Consider the following 17507-nt stretch of genomic DNA (forward strand, 5'->3'; position numbering starts at 1 on the left):
CGATCTAAGAATTACTTCTTACCAATACCTCCGTGTGCTTTGAAGATACGTGTCGGTGCGAATTCACCGAGTTTGTGACCTACCATGTTCTCAGTTACATAAACAGCAACGAATGTCTTGCCGTTGTGAACTGCGAAGTTGTGGCCAACAAAATCAGGTGTGATCATTGAACGACGGCTCCATGTCTTGATCGGCTTTTTGTTGCCGCTTTCGATAGCAGCATCGATCTTATCAAGAAGCTTTTGGTCCACGAATGGTCCTTTTTTAAGTGATCTTGGCATAATGTTAAATAGTTAGATGATTCAGTGCTTGGTCAATTACTTGGTGCGACGAGATACGATGAACTTGTCACTGTGCTTGATCTTCTTACGAGTCTTCTGACCTTTAACGTGACCCCAAGGTGACTTGAGGTGCTGACGACCACCACCGGACTTTGACTTACCCTCACCACCACCGTTCGGGTGATCAACTGGGTTCATACACATACCACGCACGGTTGGGCGCTTGCCCTGCCAGCGTGAACGACCTGCCTTACCGGAAACTTCGTTCATGTGGTCGCGGTTACCGACCTGACCGATTGTGCAAAGGCACTGGTCATTGAACTTACGAATTTCGCCGGATGGCATCTTGATAAGCGCGTATCCTTCTTCACGGTTGGAGAGGATCGCTTCCTGACCTGCAGAACGTGCAACCTTACCACCTGCGCCCGGTACGAGCTCGATGTTGTGGATGCTGGTACCAAGAGGTACGTTCTTGAGAATCGTTGCGTTGCCTGGCTTAGGAGCCACGTTAAGTCCTGAAGATACCTTAGCACCGACCTGAAGGCCTACTGGTGCGAGGATGTAGCTCTTCTGACCGTCTGTGTACTCGATAAGAGCAATGCGGCAGGTACGGTTCGGATCGTATTCGATAGCAACGACTGTCGCTTCTACGTCGAACTTACGACGCTTGAAGTCAACGAGACGGTACTTACGCTTGTGACCGCCACCAATGTGACGGCATGTGATACGACCGCGGTTGTTACGACCACCAGTTCTTTTAAGTGGCTGAGTAAGCGACTTTTCTGGTGTTGTTTTTGTGATTTCATCGAACCCTGGAAGAACCTTGTAGCGGTTCGACGGGGTAAATGGTCTGAATGTTTTTAAAGGCATGATTCGCTATTCCTTTCGAATGATTTCGTTTTTGCAGCGTTAATAAATGCTCGGTCTCCTTGCTTAGATGAGATCGAGTGTATCGCCCTCCTTAAGGCGAACGATTGCCTTCTTCCAGTGAGCAGTGCGACCTGCATCACCACGACGTTGGCGTTTCAATTTTCCTGAGTAGTTACAGGTGCGGACAGACTCAACCTTCTTACCGAAGAGTTGTTCTACTGCGCGCTTGATTTCGAGCTTGTTTGCACGGCGATCAACCTTGAACACATATTCGTTGTTCAACTCAGCAAGGAGTGTGGCTTTTTCGCTCAGGCGAACAGTGTCGATTACTTGGTAGATATCTTTCATCGTATTCTATTCGGTTCGGGATTAAGCAGTACGCTTGGCGATTGTTTCGAGTGCTCCTTCAGTAATCACGACTGCGTTAGCGTGAAGGATTTGCTCGATGTTAGCTTCAGCTGCTGTGATGAGCTGAACGTTCTTTACGTTGCGGCCTGCAAGGAAGGTGTTGTCTGTGAACTCAGCACCGATAACGAGTACCTTCTTGGCATCTGTGATTGCGCTGACTGCAGATACGAAGTCCTTAGTCTTTGGCGCAGCAACTTCGAATGCTGGAACAGTGAGAACTTCACCAGCTTCGATCTTAGAAGTGAGAACGCGGCGAAGCGCAAGCTTACGGACGCTCTTAGTGACCTTCTTAGAGTAGTCGCGTGGCTTAGGGCCGAATACAACACCACCACCAACAAAGATAGGAGCACCACGATCGCCGTGACGAGCGTTGCCTGTTCCCTTTTGCTTGTACATCTTCTTACCAGTACCTGCTACTTCAGAACGAGTCTTTGTGTTAGCAGAACCAGAACGACGGTTTGCGCGGTAGGCTGTAATGAGGTCGTGAACTGCTTGAGTCCCTTTGTGACCTTCAACAAGATTGATGTTTGCAGATGTTGCGTCTGCTGCTGTAAGTGTTTTAGCTGACATTTCAGTGATTCTTTCTAATGGTTAAGATTACTTCTTATTCGCTTTCACACCTGGGCGGACAACAACGTAAGAACCCTTGTGACCTGGAACTGCGCCAGAGATAAGTACAACGCCGTCTTCTGCGCGGACTTGCACTACCTTGAGGTTCTGAACGGTGCGACGGTACTGACCGTGACGACCTGGCATCTTCTTGTTCTTCCATACGCGACCTGGCCATGTACCAGCACCAATACCACCTGGGCGGCGGTGCATCATGTGACCGTGTGAGTCTGGCTGACCTGCAAAGTTGTAACGCTTAACAACACCCTGGAAGCCTTTTGCTTTTGTGGTGCCGATAACGTCAACAACTTGACCGTCTTCGAAGAGAGCGGCACCTGGGTGTGCTTCTTCAGTATTTGGAAGTTGCTCGTCGCTTTCAAAACGGAATTCTTTAACAAGCTTCTTAGCTGTTCCGTTGTGCTTCTTGAAGTGACCTTTTGTAGGAGCGTTGAGGCGGTTTTCCTTTTGATCGTCGAAACCAACCTGAACTGCGGAGTAACCGTCAGTTTCGCTGGTCTTGACCTGAAGGAACTCATTGCCATTCACGTCTACAACTGTGACTGGGATCATGATACCTGCGTCCTTGTCGAACACGCGTGTCATGCCTACTTTTTTACCTAAAAGTCCGAGTGACATAGTAATATTAGTTTCTATGGGTTAGGGCTCAGATGCGGATTGTGATGTCAACACCAGCTGGGAGGTTGAGCTTCTTGAGCTCATCCACGGTGCGGGCTGTTGGATCTACGATATCAAGCAAGCGCTTGTGTGTGCGGATCTCGAACTGGTCTGCGGACTTCTTGTTCTGGTTAACGGAACGGTTTACGCTGAACTTTTCAACGTGGGTCGGCAGAGGAATCGGACCAGCGACTTTTGCGCCTGTGCGCTTAGCTGTCTCAACGATCTCTTGTGCGGAACGATCGATAGCACGATGGTCATACGCACGGAGACGGATTCTGATCTTCTGATTAGACATAATGAAGATGTGTTGTTTTTACCTTATTTATTGTTGTTTCTACATGCTTTCGCCGAACTTCTGATCGACGATCGCTTGTGGGACGGGTTCAAAACTGGCCGGCTCCATTGTGAATGAAGCTCGGCCAGAAGAGACTGTTCTGAGTGCGGTCATATAGCCAAACATTTCAGCAAGTGGCACTGTCGCTTTAAGCGTGCAGGCTGCCCCCTTACTTTCCATGCCAGCGATCTGTCCGCGGCGGCGGTTGAGGTCACCGAGAATATCTCCCTGATATTCATCCGGCGTAGTAACCTCAACATCCATAACGGGTTCCAAGAGGAGCGAACTCCCTTTTTCAAGCGCATCACGCATCGCGAATATCGTCGCCATGCGGAAAGCATTCTCGTTGGAATCAACGTCGTGGGCGTCTCCATCTACGATTTCAACGTGAATGTCAACCACAGGATAACCTGCTATCACTCCGTTGGTTGTGGAATCTTCGATTCCCTTGAAGACTGCATTGATAAATTCTTTTGGAATAGCACCACCCACCACTTTATTCTCGATGGTGAGCCCTTTGCCACGCTCGTTCGGGCGCACTGCAAGATTGACTTTCGCATACTGGCCTGAACCGCCAGTTTGCTTCTTAAGTACACCGAGACCGTCGGCAGCACTGGAAATTGTTTCACGGTAGGCAATTTGCGGCTTACCAGTATTAGCCTCCACCTTGAATTCACGCTTCAAACGATCCACAATCACCTCGAGGTGCAGCTCACCCATACCGGCAATAATACACTGCCCGGTGTCTTGGTCGGTTTTTACTACAAAGGTAGGATCCTCTTCTTGAAGGCGCGCGAGGCCGTTTGCCATCTTGTCCTGATCCGCCTTCGTTCTTGGCTCGACTGCCATCGCGATGACTGGCTCAGGGAATGTTGGTGGTTCGAGCAGAATGTCGAACTTTTTGGTGCAGAGTGTGTCACCAGTGGTCACATTCTTAATGCCCACAAATGCAGCGATGTCTCCTGCGTAACAGGTTTCAATCTCAATGTGCTTATCCGCCTGCATCTGAATCAGGCGCGAAACACGCTCTTGCTTGCGGGTACGCGGGTTGTAGACCATGTCTCCTTTCGAGACTGTGCCTGAATAGACACGGAAAAAGACAAGCTTACCAACGAATTTGTCTGCCCAAAGCTTGAAAGCTAGTGAGCAGAACTTTTCATTATCGTCAGCAGGTGCGAGGACGACTGCGTCCTCGTCATCAGCTTTTTGTCCCTGGGCTGCTTCAATGTCGACCGGGCTCGGTAGGTAGTCGATCACAGCATCTACAAGGAATTGTACACCTTTATTCTTAAAGGCAGATCCACCAGACACAGGAATAAACTGGTTGGCGATCGTGAGGCGTCGAATCGCAGACTTGAGGTCCGCATTGGTGATCTCTTCCTCCATGAGGAATTTCTCAGCAATCTCGTCATCGAGGTCAGCTACCACCTCGAGAAGCTCTTCACGTGCAGCTTCAGCCTCTAGTTTTAATTCACCATCGAGTTCCTCGACAGTGAATGTGGAGCCATACTTATCGTCATCCGAATAGATGACAGCTTTCTGGTTAACCACGTCGATTTGGCCACGAAGTTGATCTTCGGCACCAATTGGGATGAGTACGGCCGCGGCAGTTGCACCTAACTTCTCACGCACATCATTAAGGACGTGGTTGAAATCGGCACCAGTGCGGTCCATTTTGTTCACAAATACGATACGCGGAACGTTGTATTTATTGGCTTGTCGCCAGACTGTCTCAGTCTGTGGCTGAACGCCTGCGACTCCGCAAAACACAACGACTGCGCCATCGAGGACACGGAGAGAGCGCTCCACCTCGGCGGTGAAGTCAACGTGACCTGGAGTATCGATGATATTCACACGCTGCTTCTCATCTTCGAAAAGCTTGGTGATACCCTCGTTGGGCTTTTGAACCCACTCACAAGTCACAGCCGCGGAGGTGATTGTAATCCCACGTTCGCGCTCTTGCTCCATGTGATCGGTAGTGGCAGCACCATCGTGCACCTCACCGATCTTGTGAATCATGCCTGTGTAGAAGAGAATTCGCTCCGTCAATGTCGTCTTCCCCGCATCAATATGCGCCGCAATCCCGATGTTGCGCGTGCGCTGCAACGGGTAAGGGCGATTGGCTGAATTGGGATCCGAGGACATGATGGATAATTTCTTCTACTAAGTGTGCTTCAATTAGAAGCGGAAGTGAGCGAACGCACGGTTGGCCTGAGCCATCTTGTGCATGTCGTCACGCTTACGCACTGCAGCACCTGTGTTGTTTGCTGCGTCTTTGATCTCATTTGCGAGAGCCTTGTGCATTGGTACACCCTTCTTGTTGCGAGCGAAGGTAACGAGCCAGCGCATTGCGAGGGACTCAGAACGCTCAGGAGCAACTTCAAGAGGTACCTGGTAGGTTGCACCACCTACGCGGCGAGACTTAACCTCTACGCGTGGCTTTGCATTTTCAATTGCGCGAGTGATGACCTCAAGTGGATCAATGGTGTCAACACCATCGTTTGCTGCGTCAATTGCATTGTAAACGATACGCTCAGCGATGGAACGCTTACCGTCCTTCATCACTTTTGCGATGAGTGTGCCAACAAGTTGGCTGTCGTAACGTGCGTCGCGACGATCTTTCTTTGCGTGAACTTTTCTACGGCGTGCCATAATAAAATTTCCTAGTTAAATTTGATTTGCGAATTACTTCTTAGGCTTCTTAGCACCGTACTTAGAACGGGACTGCTTACGATCTGTGACACCAAGGGTATCAAGAGCACCACGAACGATGTGGTAACGCACACCTGGCAAATCCTTTACTCGACCACCACGAACAAGCACGATGCTGTGCTCCTGGAGGTTGTGACCTTCACCACCGATGTATGCCATCACTTCCTTACCATTGGTAAGACGCACCTTCGCAACTTTACGAAGAGCGGAGTTTGGCTTCTTTGGCGTACGTGTCATGACCTGAAGGCAGACACCGCGACGCTGTGGGCAGGCGTTGAGAGCACGTGACTTTGACTGCTCTACTGGTGTTTTACGTCCTTTACGAACGAGCTGATTAATTGTCGGCATAGATTCCTATTTGGTTAATTATAGGGCGCGACGGAAGGACGACGAGATTCTCTCGTAGAGCCATATTTTCCGGAGCTGCACCCGATAGTTTGTTGATTTCTCGATGTTGAGCGCCTCTCTCGTTGCCGAGTTGAGACACTTCGTGGGGCGGGCACTTTATGCATCAAACACGATCTGGCAAGCCCTATTTTACGGAATTTTCCACACCTCCCAAACCCAGCAAACCCACTCACCATCATGGAATCCGCCCACCCGCAGCCCCAAGCCTCAGGAATCAATAAAGGAAAGTAAATCACCCGCTCCTAAAGGCCCTATTTTTGGCTCATAAAGACACTCGCAGCAAATTTAGAACAAAAAAAAGGCCCGCATTTCTGCGAGCTTTACCTCAAAAAGACCAACTTTGTTAAAAAAGTTGGTAGCACGGAGGTGATTTGAACACCCGACCAAAGGCTTATGAGTCCTCTGCTCTACCACTGAGCTACCGTGCCACTTAACTTTTTGTGCGCCTGAAAGAGTTTCTCTCGGGCGGGCAGGGATTTACCCCAACTCCCTCCCCCTGTCTACAGAAAAAGTGCAGAATTTTCAATTTTCTAATCTCTCAAGACATCAGACATCCAGCCAAGCAACTTTTCCCGATAACGCCCCTCCTTGATGAAGAAACAATTGACGTGGTTCCCCCCTTCTACTGCCATCAACTCTTTTGGCTTCTTGGCGGCAGCATGAAGTTTCTGAGCCTGCTCAAAAGGAATCGTTTCATCGGCGGTGCCATGCACGATCAATATTGGCACCCCCGCCGGCAAGCCTCTCACACAATCCACTGGATCATGACTGGCTGAGACAACCTTGCGAGCTTTTGCCCCCGCAACCCGCTCTGCCATGTCTTGGTATGAGGAAAAGGTGGAATCAACCACAACCGCCTTGAGCCGCTCAGGCGCGACTTCCTTGAGTGCTGCGAGCGTTTTGGCCCCACCCAAACTGTGCCCAAAAGCAATAATGTCTCCTGCCCCCTCTCGCGCGCTCGCATACTTCAACGCTGCGGCCGCATCCATAACAATCCCATCCTTCGCCACCTTCCCACCTGATTTCCCGTAACCACGGTAATCATAGAGCAAGACATTATAACCGGCATCAATCAACCAGTACACAAAGACAAAATGATGCGCTACCGATCCCGCATTCCCATGCGCATACACAACAGTCGCCTTGGCCTCCTTTGCTGGAATCCACCATCCGTGAAGCTGGACGCCTCCATTGGAAGGGAAAGTCACATCCTCATAGGCATAGCCGTACTTCTTCGGAGTAAAAGGCGCATCCTTCGTCGGGTAATAAAATAGACGATCACCACCATCCTCGCCCATTAAACCAAGCGCAATAGCCGCAGTCAGATTCTTCTCCGTCGCACATGACGGAAATACCATCCCCAACACCGCCATGCACATGAGCAAGTAACTTCGCATACCCACCCATACCACAGCCCCATCCATTTGCCTAGGCGGTGTGGGCAAAATGGTTTGCCACCCGCTGAGAGTAGATTTTGCATCTGGCAAGACGGATTGCATGGAGTGGATAAACATCCTCGCATTGGAAGACAACAAAGCCAGATACAAAAGATGCCTCAGCCTCCCAAATCCCTTTGCTGCATACCAACTGACTCCATATCACCCTATCTAAAACGGGCGGTGATGCAATTTGTCCACACCGCCTTGAGCTTGCCTCCTTCCCCACCGACTATGCTTAACACGTAGGGCTCAGATCAAAGCACACTCCCGAATACCGCCCCCTTTATTCTCAAACAAGAAAGCACAGTAACAAAACGCCCACTCTGAAGAATAGATGACAGAATTAACAATCTCTGCTTGTTTAGTGCCATATGAAATGGACTTCACGCCTCACACTGCTGTTAGCACTCACTCTGAGCTGCACTGCCATCGCAGATGAAAAAAAGAAAGACAGCCCAAAAAGTAAATCCAAAGAACCTGTCAGCAAAGAGGCCTCTGTAACGATCGCAGGTGAGTCAATCGACTACACAGTCACCACCGGCGAACTCGCTCTCGAGAATGACAAAGGCGAAGTCCAGGCCAACGTGTTCCATGTGAGTTACATAAAAAAAGGGGTAAAGGATATCAACACACGTCCAGTTCTCTTCGCCTTCAACGGCGGCCCAGGCTCCTCAGCAGTCTGGCTCCACATGGGTGCCCTTGGACCAAGAATCATCCCCACGTCCGAAGATGGGACAGAGGCTCTCACCCCCCCCGTTACAGCTATCGAAAACCCACAGTCCATCCTAGACGTAACCGATCTCGTATTTGTTGACCCAGTCGCTACGGGGCTCTCACGCGCTGAAAGTAAGGATAAAGCGAAGCAATATCATGGAGTAAATGGAGATCTCGACTCAATGGCTGACTTCATCCGCCGCTGGGTTACCGACAACAAACGCTGGTCATCGCCAAAGTACATCCTAGGGGAAAGTTACGGTGCCCTCAGAGCCGCAGGCCTCTCAGCCAAAGTCCAACAACGCTATGGCATGCAACTCAATGGCGTCATCCTGCTCTCAGGCCTCCTCGACTACCGCACCCTGAGCCCAAGCTCTGGAAATGACCTTTCCTATGCACTTTTCCTCCCCTCACTCACCGCCACGGCGCACCACCATGGCAAGCTTACTGGCGACCGAGATGCCCTCGTAAAAGCATCCCTCGAATTTGCTTCCGGCGAATACATCACCGCCCTCCATAAAGGTCACACACTCAGTGACGACAAAAAGCAAGCCCTCGCCAAGAAGCTTTCCTCCCTCACCAGTCTCTCACCAGAGTGGATCCTGGAGAACCACCTGCGCATCTACCCAGCTAAATTCCGCAAAGAATTACTCCGTAAAGAAGGCAAAGTCGTTGGCCGCTTCGACAGCAGAGTGAGCTGGGACGCCATTGACTCCAGCTCGCCATACCCCAACTACGACCCATCCTACTCCGTTGTCCACGGCCCCATCTCCACAGCCATGCTCGACTACCTCACCAGAGACCTCGGCTGGAAAGACCCACGCGTCTACGAAATCCTCACCGGCAAAGTACACCCGTGGAAATGGGGAGCTGAAAACTCCTACGTCAACCTCAGCAGCTCGCTCGAGTCAGCACTCAAGCACAACCCCAAACTCCGCGTGCTTGTCCAATGTGGTTACACGGACCTCGCCACCCCTGCATATGGTATCCTCTATAGTATCGACCACCTCATGCTCCCAAAAGCACAACGCAATAACATCTCCGTCGCTTGGTATGATGCAGGACACATGTTCTACCTCAACCAAAAGGACATCGAAAAAATGCGTAAGGACCTCGTCGAATTCATCCAACCCAACTAACCATGCTCCTTAATTTCCATTACCATACTGAAATCGAAAGCCAGCAGTTCGCGCGAGATTTCTACCAACACCTCGCTAAACGCCGCACCGTACGCGACTTTGCTGAAACTCCCATCCCCGAGGGCGTCATCGAAAATTGCATCCTCGCTGCTGGCACCGCCCCCAATGGCGCAAACCTCCAGCCCTGGCATTTCGCCGTCGCCCAGTCACACGCTATCAAAAAACAAATTCGCGAGGCAGCCGAAGCCGAAGAGCGGGAATTCTACGGCGGCCGAGCCCCTCAAGAATGGCTCGACACACTCGCCCACCTCGGCACCGATGCCCACAAACCATTCCTCGAAAAAGCTCCCGCCCTCATCGCAATCTTCCAAAAATCACGCGACACCGACCACGAAGGCAAGGAAACCAAAACCTATTACCCAAAGGAATCCGTCGGCATAGCCACCGGCTTTCTCATCGCAGCACTCCATAACGCAGGCATTGCCACCCTCACGCACACGCCTAGCCCAATGAACTTCCTCAACGAAATCTTCGAACGCCCCAAACACGAGAAACCCTTTCTTCTCCTGGTCTGCGGCTACCCAGAGCAAGGCTGCGAAGTCCCCGATATTTCTAAAAAATCACTCGATCAAGTCTCCTCATTTCACTGACATAGTTGATAACAAAATATATGAAACTAATCACAGCTACCATGTGCAGCATTGCTGCCGCGACAGCCCTAACGGCTCAAGCCGAGGACCAACGCCCTAATATCATCTTGGTGATGGCCGACGACCAAGGCTACGGTGATTGCGGCTACACAGACCACCCCTTTGTCAAAACTCCTGAATTGGATGCCATGGCAAAGCAAAGTGTCGTCTTAGACCAATTCTACGCCGCCGCCCCAGTCTGCTCACCAACTCGCGCCAGCGTCATGACCGGACGCCACCCCATGCGCACAAACGTCCCAAACCACGGCCACTATATGCGCCCGAATGAAACTACTATCGCCGAGGCACTCCAAGCTTCCGGCTATGTCACTGGACACTTCGGTAAGTGGCACATCGGCTCCGTCCAACCAGAGAGCCCGACCTCACCCGGACAAGTCGGCTTCGATGAATGGCTCACAGGTCTCAACTTCTTCGACCAAGACCCCTACTTTGCAAAAAAGGGTGGCTACATCCAACTCAAGGGGCAAGGCTCAGTCCTCACCATGGATGCCACCATAGACTTCTTAGAAAAACACAAAGCTGGTGACAAACCTATGTTCGCGGTGACTTGGTTCCCAGCCCCGCACGACCCACATGAGGAAGTGCCTGTCGATTTCCCGGGAGCCGACACTCTCTACAATGACATCGAAAGTATGCACGGCATCAAACAACACTTTCGTGGCTACTTCCTTGAAATCACCTTGCTCGACCAACAAGTAGGTCGCCTCAGAAAAGCACTACGAGATATGAACATCGCTGACAACACCATCGTCTGGTATTGCTCAGACAATGGCGGCCTCGTCAAAGAATCTTCTGGTGGACGCGCTAAAAAAGGGAGCATCTATGAAGGTGGCCTCCGCGTCCCCTCGTTGATCGAATGGCCTGGCACCCTCAAGCCTCAAACCATATCCACACCATCCAACACCTCAGATATCTACCCCACCATCCTTAAAATTGCCAATGCGACAGTCACGAATCAACCACCACTCGATGGGGTTGATCTCGCCCCCATCATCGCTGGCAGCCAAAAAGAACGCCCAGCTATGGGATTCTGGCACGGCTACACAGGCGGACAACCAACCTGGAGTGACCGCATCATCAAGGCCCTCATGGAAGCCAAACAGGCCGGCAAACCAACGCCATTCCCAGAGCGCCTCAAAAAGAATATCGAACAATTCCCTAAGCGTGACCGCTCCAATTTCAACGGCCACGCCGCTTGGACCAAATGGCCATGGAAATTGCACCGCATCGTCCGAGGTGGAAAAGAAAAAGTGGAACTCTATAACCTGTCCAAGGACCCTATGGAGCAAAACGACCTCTCACAGAAAGATCCAAAACAAACCCAGTTGCTCCTCAAAGAACTCGAAAGCTGGCAAAACTCTGTCTTCGATTCCTGGGAAGGCAAAGACTACCAATAAGTCACTTCATCATTTAAAAAAGAGAGAGATAAAGGCACCTAAGAGCCACCTCCAATCAGCCATTTCCAATATCGCGGCACGCATCAGCGCGTCGCGATTTTTTCGCTCGTAAACTCAGCTCAGCCGACTCAATTGCCACCATCGCTTGCCTGACTTCCGCTTCTGAATCATGTGCTCGATCACCACAATCGCCAATATACAAAAGAGTCCCGCAAACAATACCTGCGCAATCCGAAGATAAAAATTTGAACTCGCACTCGAATCGCCTGAGGTCGAGCTCCCTAACAAAACGAGGAAAGTCGTAAACCCAGACGACCAGGCTGCCGACGACGGCTTTCCAGCCATGATCTGACGACTAAATATCAAGCCAATCGCAAAACATAATACTATCAAGAACCAATACTTTGGCACAGCCACAAGCAAGTTGTATGCAATCACTATAGCAATCCCCCCAATCAAACACGCCTTCGTATTCGCAGTCATCACCTTGACACTCGCATTTGTCGTCGGTGCCCCAGCCATCATGCAGATGTAAATCATCGCCAAAGAATATTGGACGAGATTTAAACTGTAAAAAAGCAACACAGCACTCGTCGCCACAATCGTGGAAACCAGCGCCAAACGAGCCCGCTCCTCCCTACTCGGAATCGGTTTAGCCGGTGGCCGTTGAGGCTTCGGCGCATTCGGGTCAACCTTAGCCATCGAGTTCGGCATCAACATGTGGAACAACCACATGAAAAATAAACCAGTCAACATGTTGATTAACAAATACCCTACCACCAAATGCGACGCCATAATTGCCTGTAATCCCAATATCGGAACCATCGTCACACCCATCGTCATGAAAATCGTCGCCAATGGCGGCGCCTTCGCATCATTGTAAAAAATATAAAAAAAGATCAATGCGTAGAGCGGCACACAAACCAGTGGCATCCGTATGAAATACTCAGCCACCACTAATCCTAACAGCAGACCAATGAATAACCTGCGCACAATCGCAAAGGCGTTCTTCCAACCAATCCACGGAAGCGGCATCGATAGAAACATCGCCACAAATAAAGGCGCCAAATAGGAGAGGGGCCAATTAACACCATAGCTCAGGGCGATGGCACACGTCACCCCTATACTCAATCGTAGCGCCCTAACAACAGGAAGAGTCATCGAACTACCCCCGACTAGTAAACATGTGAAAAGAAGCTAATCACCCGAATCCAGAGCTTCCCAACTCCGTTGAATAAAAAATTATCTCCCGTGTAGACAATCACGTTAGCCTGCCCACCAGCACGCTTGTACCCCTTGCCTGCTCCCTCATCAAAATCAATGATCACTGGGAAATGCTGAGCTTCTCGCAACCAACCCTGTGTCGTCTTCACAGTCGTTAGGCCGCCGATTTGGTTGTTCGTATTGTCAGAGACTCCCCAACCAACACTCCGAATAGTCCCGCCAAAAACTTGCCCAGGTGCCGCATCTAAAACAATTTCAACACGGTCTCCAGTCTCAATATTCCCCAAACTATTCTCACGCATGTCCGCCTGAATCCACACATCCTTGATAGAAATGAACGTCATCACAGGGGCTCCCGGGTTAGCATAGTGTCCCACATCGATCGAAAGGTTCGTGATGATTCCATCAGATGGTGCCACAATCGTTGCCCTAGCCAAATCTAAACGTGCCCGCTCAAGGTTCGTCAAAGCAGCCTGAATCTTCACGTTGTCCTGCCCTGTCTTCCCTAAGTTACTCTTTGCCTTCTCTAACTCAGATTTGGCACTCGCAAGTTTCGCTTCGCTTGCCGTAATCCGTGAACGCGCATCATCAGCCCGCGACATAGAGGCCGCTCCCTGCTGAGAAAGCTTGATGATCCTCTCACCCTTGACCCGAGCATTCTCCAAGTTCGCTTCTGCTTCCGCCACCTTTGCTTGCGCTGTCGAAACGCTCGCCGTGTCAGCATCCGAAACCTGGCTCGCCTGCTGGAGGTCGACCTCAGCCTGCTTCACCGCTAGCTCATACTTCTCCGAATCAATCTCGATTAACTTATCCCCCTCCTTCACCAGCTCGTTGTTAGTTACGTAGACCCGTGAAACACGTCCTGATACTTCAGCTGCCACTGGCACCACATATGCCTCCACTCGAGCATTCGCAGTGTAAGGCACATACTTGTCACTAAGAATGTGTGCAAAGAAAAGCACCACAACAGCTATCAAAGTCACGCGCGTCCAAAACTTGATTGGATCACGCTTCTTCTTTTCCTCTTTTTGCTCCTTAGCCTCTTCTGGTGCGGGCAAATCCGTTTTATCGTTCGACATAGCTTACTTCTGGTTCTCTGCTTCTACTTTCTGGCGTAGGGGCTTACCATACATCCCTACTAACCAAGCCACTAACACCGCAGTGTAAAATTGGCCAATAATTGCTTCCATTTGACATAGTGAAGCTGCTCCTAGACTTTGGGGCGTAATGTCACCATAACCTAACGAGGTTAGTGTCACTAAACTGAAATAGTTGAAGATATGAATCTGGGGCAACCCATCCTTCTCTAGCAGCGCCCCACTGTATGCCCCACCATCAAGAGCATAGATCAAGTTATACGCAGCCCCCCACAAAAGCCCAATGATAAGATAGGTACACAAACTCCCTGCTATCACCTGGCCCGTTACCTTCTTCGCATTCCAAAGTTGCTTCACAAACGAATAGAGAATCAACGCATAAAACCCTACAAATAATATGAGTGCGCTCTCACGACTGTATTGAATCACATCGTAGATTCCTAACCAGTATAGAATCAACGCAGGCCCTAACACAACTAAAGCAAATGGCTTCCTCGTCCCATCTCCCGCTGTGCGCGCTGCAAAAAATAAAACCACTGAGAGCCAGACGTGCATCACTGTGCTCGCTATCGAGTTCGCCGGAATGAAGGGGCTTACTATGATGTAGATTAACAATATTACTAACAACCTAGAAAAACCACTCGATAGTCTCTTACTCATAATTACCCCTTACTTGTCGCTTCACTCACTTGAATCGGCTCAGGAAGGTCGAGAAACCTCCCCCAGTCAGTCCGCTGCTTCATCTTCTCTCTAATCTCAGGTGGAAGCGCATCCTCGCGGTCGCGCATCTCCCAACCACCACCAAGCGCCTTGTACATCGCTATGAAATCCGTAGCTATCGTCCCCTTCACTGATGCGTACTGGTCTTGGCGCTGAGTCAGCGACCGAATCGAGTCCAACACCCTCTGATAGTCAGTGAGACCATCCTTATATTGAATCATAGAAATCTCTGTAGAGCGCTTAGAACTCTCGACACCCAATCTCAAAAACTCAGCTTCCTTCTTGGTATGAACAAATCCAGTCATCCCATCCTCAACCTCTCTCGCCGCATTGAGAACCGTATTTTGATACGCAGTAATCGTCTGCTCAAATCGCGCATCCTGCACCCTCACACTGTTCTTAATCCTTCCGTAATTGAGAATATTCCACCTGAAAGTAGGACCAAAGGTATACCCAACATTGTCGCTATCAAATGCATCTCCTAGCGAAGCGCCAGCTAAGTCAGTAGCACTCGTCCCTAGAAAACCTACAAGCGTAAAGCTTGGGTAAAGGTCAGCCTTAGCGATGCCAATCTGAGCACTCTGCGCCACTGCTAGCATCTCAGCTCTCCGAATATCTGGCCGCCTTCTCAACAGCTCAGCAGGCACTCCCACTGCCACCTTAATTGGCGCCTGAGGAATCCCCTTCCCGCCCCTCAACATCTGACGGATCGAATCCGCATCCTTCGCTAACAATACACTCAGAGCATTGTGCAGCTTGTAGAGGGTCGCTTGAAACCTCGGTATCTGTGACTGCGTATTCGTCAACAAGGTCTTAGCCTGTAAAACATCCAGCTCAGTGACCGTACCCGCCTCAAACTGCAATTCTACAATCTTTAACGACTCTTCCTGTAACTCAGCATTCTTTCGAGCAAGCTCAATGCGTTCCTCAATCGTCCTCACATTAACATAAGTCGTCGCAACCTCCGCCGTTAATGATGTCAAAATGTCATCAAAGTCTGCCACATCAGCCAACAAAGATGCGTCAGCGGAATCGATCGACTTCCGAAACTTCCCCCAAAAATCTAACTCCCATGCTGCATCAAACCCAAAGGAAGTAGATACGAGATCCTGACCAGCTCCTCCCGGCGCGCGAAGAGCCAACACATCACCACTCAAGGCCTGCCCCTGAGGATAGAGGTTGCCGTGCGCAATGCCTAATATGGCACGCGACTCTAGTATCCGTAGCGCCGCAGTGCGTAAGGTCAAATTCTCAGAATACGCGCTCTCAACTAATTGATTGAGCTGCACATCATTGAATTGCTTCCACCACTCAAGATCCACCTTAGACTTGGAACCACGTACTAGACTCGGATCCTTCAGGTCCCAGCTCTGTTGGATTGGAGCAACCGGTTCCACATACTCCGGCCCCACCATGCAACTCACCATACCTAATGGCAAAGTGGCTGCCACACCGCTGCTCAACCAGATTCCTTGTACTAATGACTTTCTCATCCTTTATGATGCTTCCTCTTGGAGTTCCTCATCTCCTGACGCTTGCTCAGGAGTATCACCAGCCTTCTCGTTGACCCATGCCATGAAGATTGCATAGGTGATAGAAAGTACCACCGCTCCAACAAAGAGCCCAACAATACCTGACATCATCATCCCCCCAATCGCTCCCAACAAAATCACCAACATTGGTGTGTCAACTCCACGCGCCATCAACACTGGCTTCAATACCCCATCACTTGCAGAGACTAAAAATGCCCAAATCAAGAAAATGATCGCTGGCGTCGTGTCATAAGCCGCAAACCCATATGCAGCAATCGGTCCCAAAATGATAATTGGCGGTAATTGAACAATCGCACAAATCAAAATTAACACACCCCAGACTCCCGCCGCTGGTATCCCCATTACCACCATTCCTATCGTCCCTAACACAGCTTGAATCACTGCCACACCTATCACGCCAGTCATCACACCTCTGATCGTTGCAACAGTGAGCTTCGTGAATTCCTCACCTCGGTTCGCATCGAAACTACGCGCAACCTTACTGGTGATGGCAAAGCCCTTCGCCGGATTAATCATCAAAACCCCAGCAATGATGAAAGATATCACAAACTGAACAATCCCACCTAAACCACTACCAATGCTCGCTACCAACTTTGTCGCCGCATCCTGAGCTAGCGGAGCGGTCGCCACAATAGCCCCCTTCAAATCAGTCGCCGCCATATTCCAAATCTCACTTACCTTCTTACCCACCACAGGTATTTCCTCCACCTTCTCTGGCGCCTCCTGAATAAAGTCAACCTTGTTGTCCTTTAAGTCCTCCGCAACATACTGCACCACCTCCAGTGACGAACTCGCCAATAACCAAACCGGAACCACTAACACCGCCACTGCTACTAAACTAAACCCTACGCATGCCATCTTCCGTCTCCCCCCAAGCCACTTAGTGACCTTGTCAATAAAAGGACCAAAGGCCACCGCTATGATGATCGCCCAAACCACAGGCAGTACAAATGGCTTAATGATGTTGTAAGATAAGACTAAAAGCAAACCGATCAGAAATATCTTGGCCGCTACATCAATCGAATTCTTGATAAAGTTCTTATCAGAGTCAGACGCGTTCATAAATAGTTAGGGTGCATGTGGTGATATTGTTAGAACAAGAGGCTAACAACTATTAGAACCATGCTATAAACACCTCCTAACTATCTTTCAAGAGTATTCTCCTTCCAGCTTCGACACAGACCACCCCTCACGACCTCTCAAAATACAAAAAA

The 17507-nt window shown here is 50.2% G+C and carries 18 protein-coding genes and 1 tRNA gene; 3 read left to right on the forward strand and 16 right to left on the reverse strand.

Translation table 11 applies throughout. The annotated features are described in order from the left end of the window. Positions 1 to 11: 11 nt before the first annotated feature. The 11 genes from rpsS to ACFSW8_RS02285 form a co-directional block, all read right to left on the reverse strand. On the reverse strand, positions 12 to 281 hold the full coding sequence (gene rpsS, locus ACFSW8_RS02235; protein WP_377089218.1) for a 30S ribosomal protein S19: 270 nt from the start codon (positions 279 to 281) through the stop codon (positions 12 to 14). Positions 282 to 317: 36 nt separating this feature from the next. Further along, on the reverse strand, positions 318 to 1151 hold the full coding sequence (gene rplB / locus ACFSW8_RS02240) for a 50S ribosomal protein L2 (RefSeq protein ID WP_377089217.1): 834 nt from the start codon (positions 1149 to 1151) through the stop codon (positions 318 to 320). Between the two features lie 63 nt (positions 1152 to 1214). Then, positions 1215 to 1499, reverse strand: coding sequence for a 50S ribosomal protein L23 (gene rplW, locus ACFSW8_RS02245; protein WP_377089216.1), 285 nt, complete (start codon positions 1497 to 1499; stop codon positions 1215 to 1217). 21 nt (positions 1500 to 1520) lie between these two features. Continuing rightward, positions 1521 to 2129, reverse strand: coding sequence for a 50S ribosomal protein L4 (gene rplD, locus ACFSW8_RS02250; RefSeq protein ID WP_377089215.1), 609 nt, complete (start codon positions 2127 to 2129; stop codon positions 1521 to 1523). A 27-nt stretch (positions 2130 to 2156) separates the two neighbouring features. Further along, the gene (rplC, locus tag ACFSW8_RS02255) at positions 2157 to 2804 is read right to left on the reverse strand and encodes a 50S ribosomal protein L3 (RefSeq protein WP_377089214.1); all 648 of its coding nucleotides are present in this window, start codon (positions 2802 to 2804) and stop codon (positions 2157 to 2159) included. 28 nt (positions 2805 to 2832) lie between these two features. Further along, positions 2833 to 3141 (reverse strand): 30S ribosomal protein S10, encoded by a 309-nt coding sequence (rpsJ, locus tag ACFSW8_RS02260; RefSeq protein ID WP_377089213.1) that lies wholly within the window; start codon positions 3139 to 3141, stop codon positions 2833 to 2835. 39 nt (positions 3142 to 3180) lie between these two features. Then, on the reverse strand, positions 3181 to 5325 hold the full coding sequence (gene fusA, locus ACFSW8_RS02265; protein ID WP_377089212.1) for an elongation factor G: 2145 nt from the start codon (positions 5323 to 5325) through the stop codon (positions 3181 to 3183). A 33-nt stretch (positions 5326 to 5358) separates the two neighbouring features. Then, complete coding sequence (gene rpsG, locus ACFSW8_RS02270; RefSeq protein WP_377089211.1) at positions 5359 to 5832, reverse strand: 30S ribosomal protein S7; 474 nt, start codon at positions 5830 to 5832, stop codon at positions 5359 to 5361. A gap of 33 nt (positions 5833 to 5865) precedes the next feature. Continuing rightward, positions 5866 to 6240 carry a 30S ribosomal protein S12 gene (rpsL, locus tag ACFSW8_RS02275; RefSeq protein ID WP_377089210.1) on the reverse strand — a complete coding sequence of 125 codons (375 nt, stop codon included), beginning with the start codon at positions 6238 to 6240 and terminating at the stop codon, positions 5866 to 5868. A gap of 413 nt (positions 6241 to 6653) precedes the next feature. Further along, a tRNA-Met gene (locus tag ACFSW8_RS02280) sits at positions 6654 to 6728 on the reverse strand. Between the two features lie 102 nt (positions 6729 to 6830). Next, positions 6831 to 7799 (reverse strand): alpha/beta hydrolase, encoded by a 969-nt coding sequence (locus tag ACFSW8_RS02285; protein WP_377177325.1) that lies wholly within the window; start codon positions 7797 to 7799, stop codon positions 6831 to 6833. Between the two features lie 311 nt (positions 7800 to 8110). Between ACFSW8_RS02285 and ACFSW8_RS02290 the strand changes: the two genes are divergently transcribed. From ACFSW8_RS02290 to ACFSW8_RS02300, 3 genes are read left to right on the forward strand one after another with little or no spacing between them, the layout of a single operon-like run. Next, a complete protein-coding gene (locus tag ACFSW8_RS02290) occupies positions 8111 to 9592 on the forward strand; it encodes a S10 family peptidase (protein WP_377089204.1) in 1482 nt (493 codons plus the stop codon). Positions 9593 to 9594: 2 nt separating this feature from the next. Beyond that, entirely contained in the window at positions 9595 to 10242 is a 648-nt protein-coding gene (locus tag ACFSW8_RS02295; protein WP_377089203.1) for a nitroreductase family protein, read from the forward strand. A 20-nt stretch (positions 10243 to 10262) separates the two neighbouring features. Further along, entirely contained in the window at positions 10263 to 11699 is a 1437-nt protein-coding gene (locus ACFSW8_RS02300; RefSeq protein ID WP_377089202.1) for a sulfatase-like hydrolase/transferase, read from the forward strand. Between the two features lie 114 nt (positions 11700 to 11813). On the opposite strand, the gene ACFSW8_RS02305 is transcribed toward ACFSW8_RS02300, so the two are convergent. From ACFSW8_RS02305 to ACFSW8_RS02325, 5 genes are read right to left on the reverse strand one after another with little or no spacing between them, the layout of a single operon-like run. Further along, the gene (locus ACFSW8_RS02305; RefSeq protein WP_377089201.1) at positions 11814 to 12860 is read right to left on the reverse strand and encodes a DUF2955 domain-containing protein; all 1047 of its coding nucleotides are present in this window, start codon (positions 12858 to 12860) and stop codon (positions 11814 to 11816) included. A gap of 14 nt (positions 12861 to 12874) precedes the next feature. After that, the gene (locus ACFSW8_RS02310; protein ID WP_377089200.1) at positions 12875 to 14002 is read right to left on the reverse strand and encodes an HlyD family secretion protein; all 1128 of its coding nucleotides are present in this window, start codon (positions 14000 to 14002) and stop codon (positions 12875 to 12877) included. Positions 14003 to 14005: 3 nt separating this feature from the next. Continuing rightward, positions 14006 to 14680, reverse strand: coding sequence for an ion channel (locus ACFSW8_RS02315; protein WP_377089199.1), 675 nt, complete (start codon positions 14678 to 14680; stop codon positions 14006 to 14008). A 2-nt stretch (positions 14681 to 14682) separates the two neighbouring features. After that, complete coding sequence (locus ACFSW8_RS02320) at positions 14683 to 16233, reverse strand: efflux transporter outer membrane subunit (protein ID WP_377089198.1); 1551 nt, start codon at positions 16231 to 16233, stop codon at positions 14683 to 14685. 3 nt (positions 16234 to 16236) lie between these two features. Beyond that, a complete protein-coding gene (locus ACFSW8_RS02325; RefSeq protein ID WP_377089197.1) occupies positions 16237 to 17355 on the reverse strand; it encodes an AI-2E family transporter in 1119 nt (372 codons plus the stop codon). Positions 17356 to 17507: the final 152 nt, after the last annotated feature.

The sequence above is a fragment of the Rubritalea tangerina genome, from assembly GCF_042683245.1.
In the GTDB taxonomy this organism is placed as follows: Bacteria; Verrucomicrobiota; Verrucomicrobiia; order Verrucomicrobiales; family Akkermansiaceae; genus Rubritalea; species Rubritalea tangerina.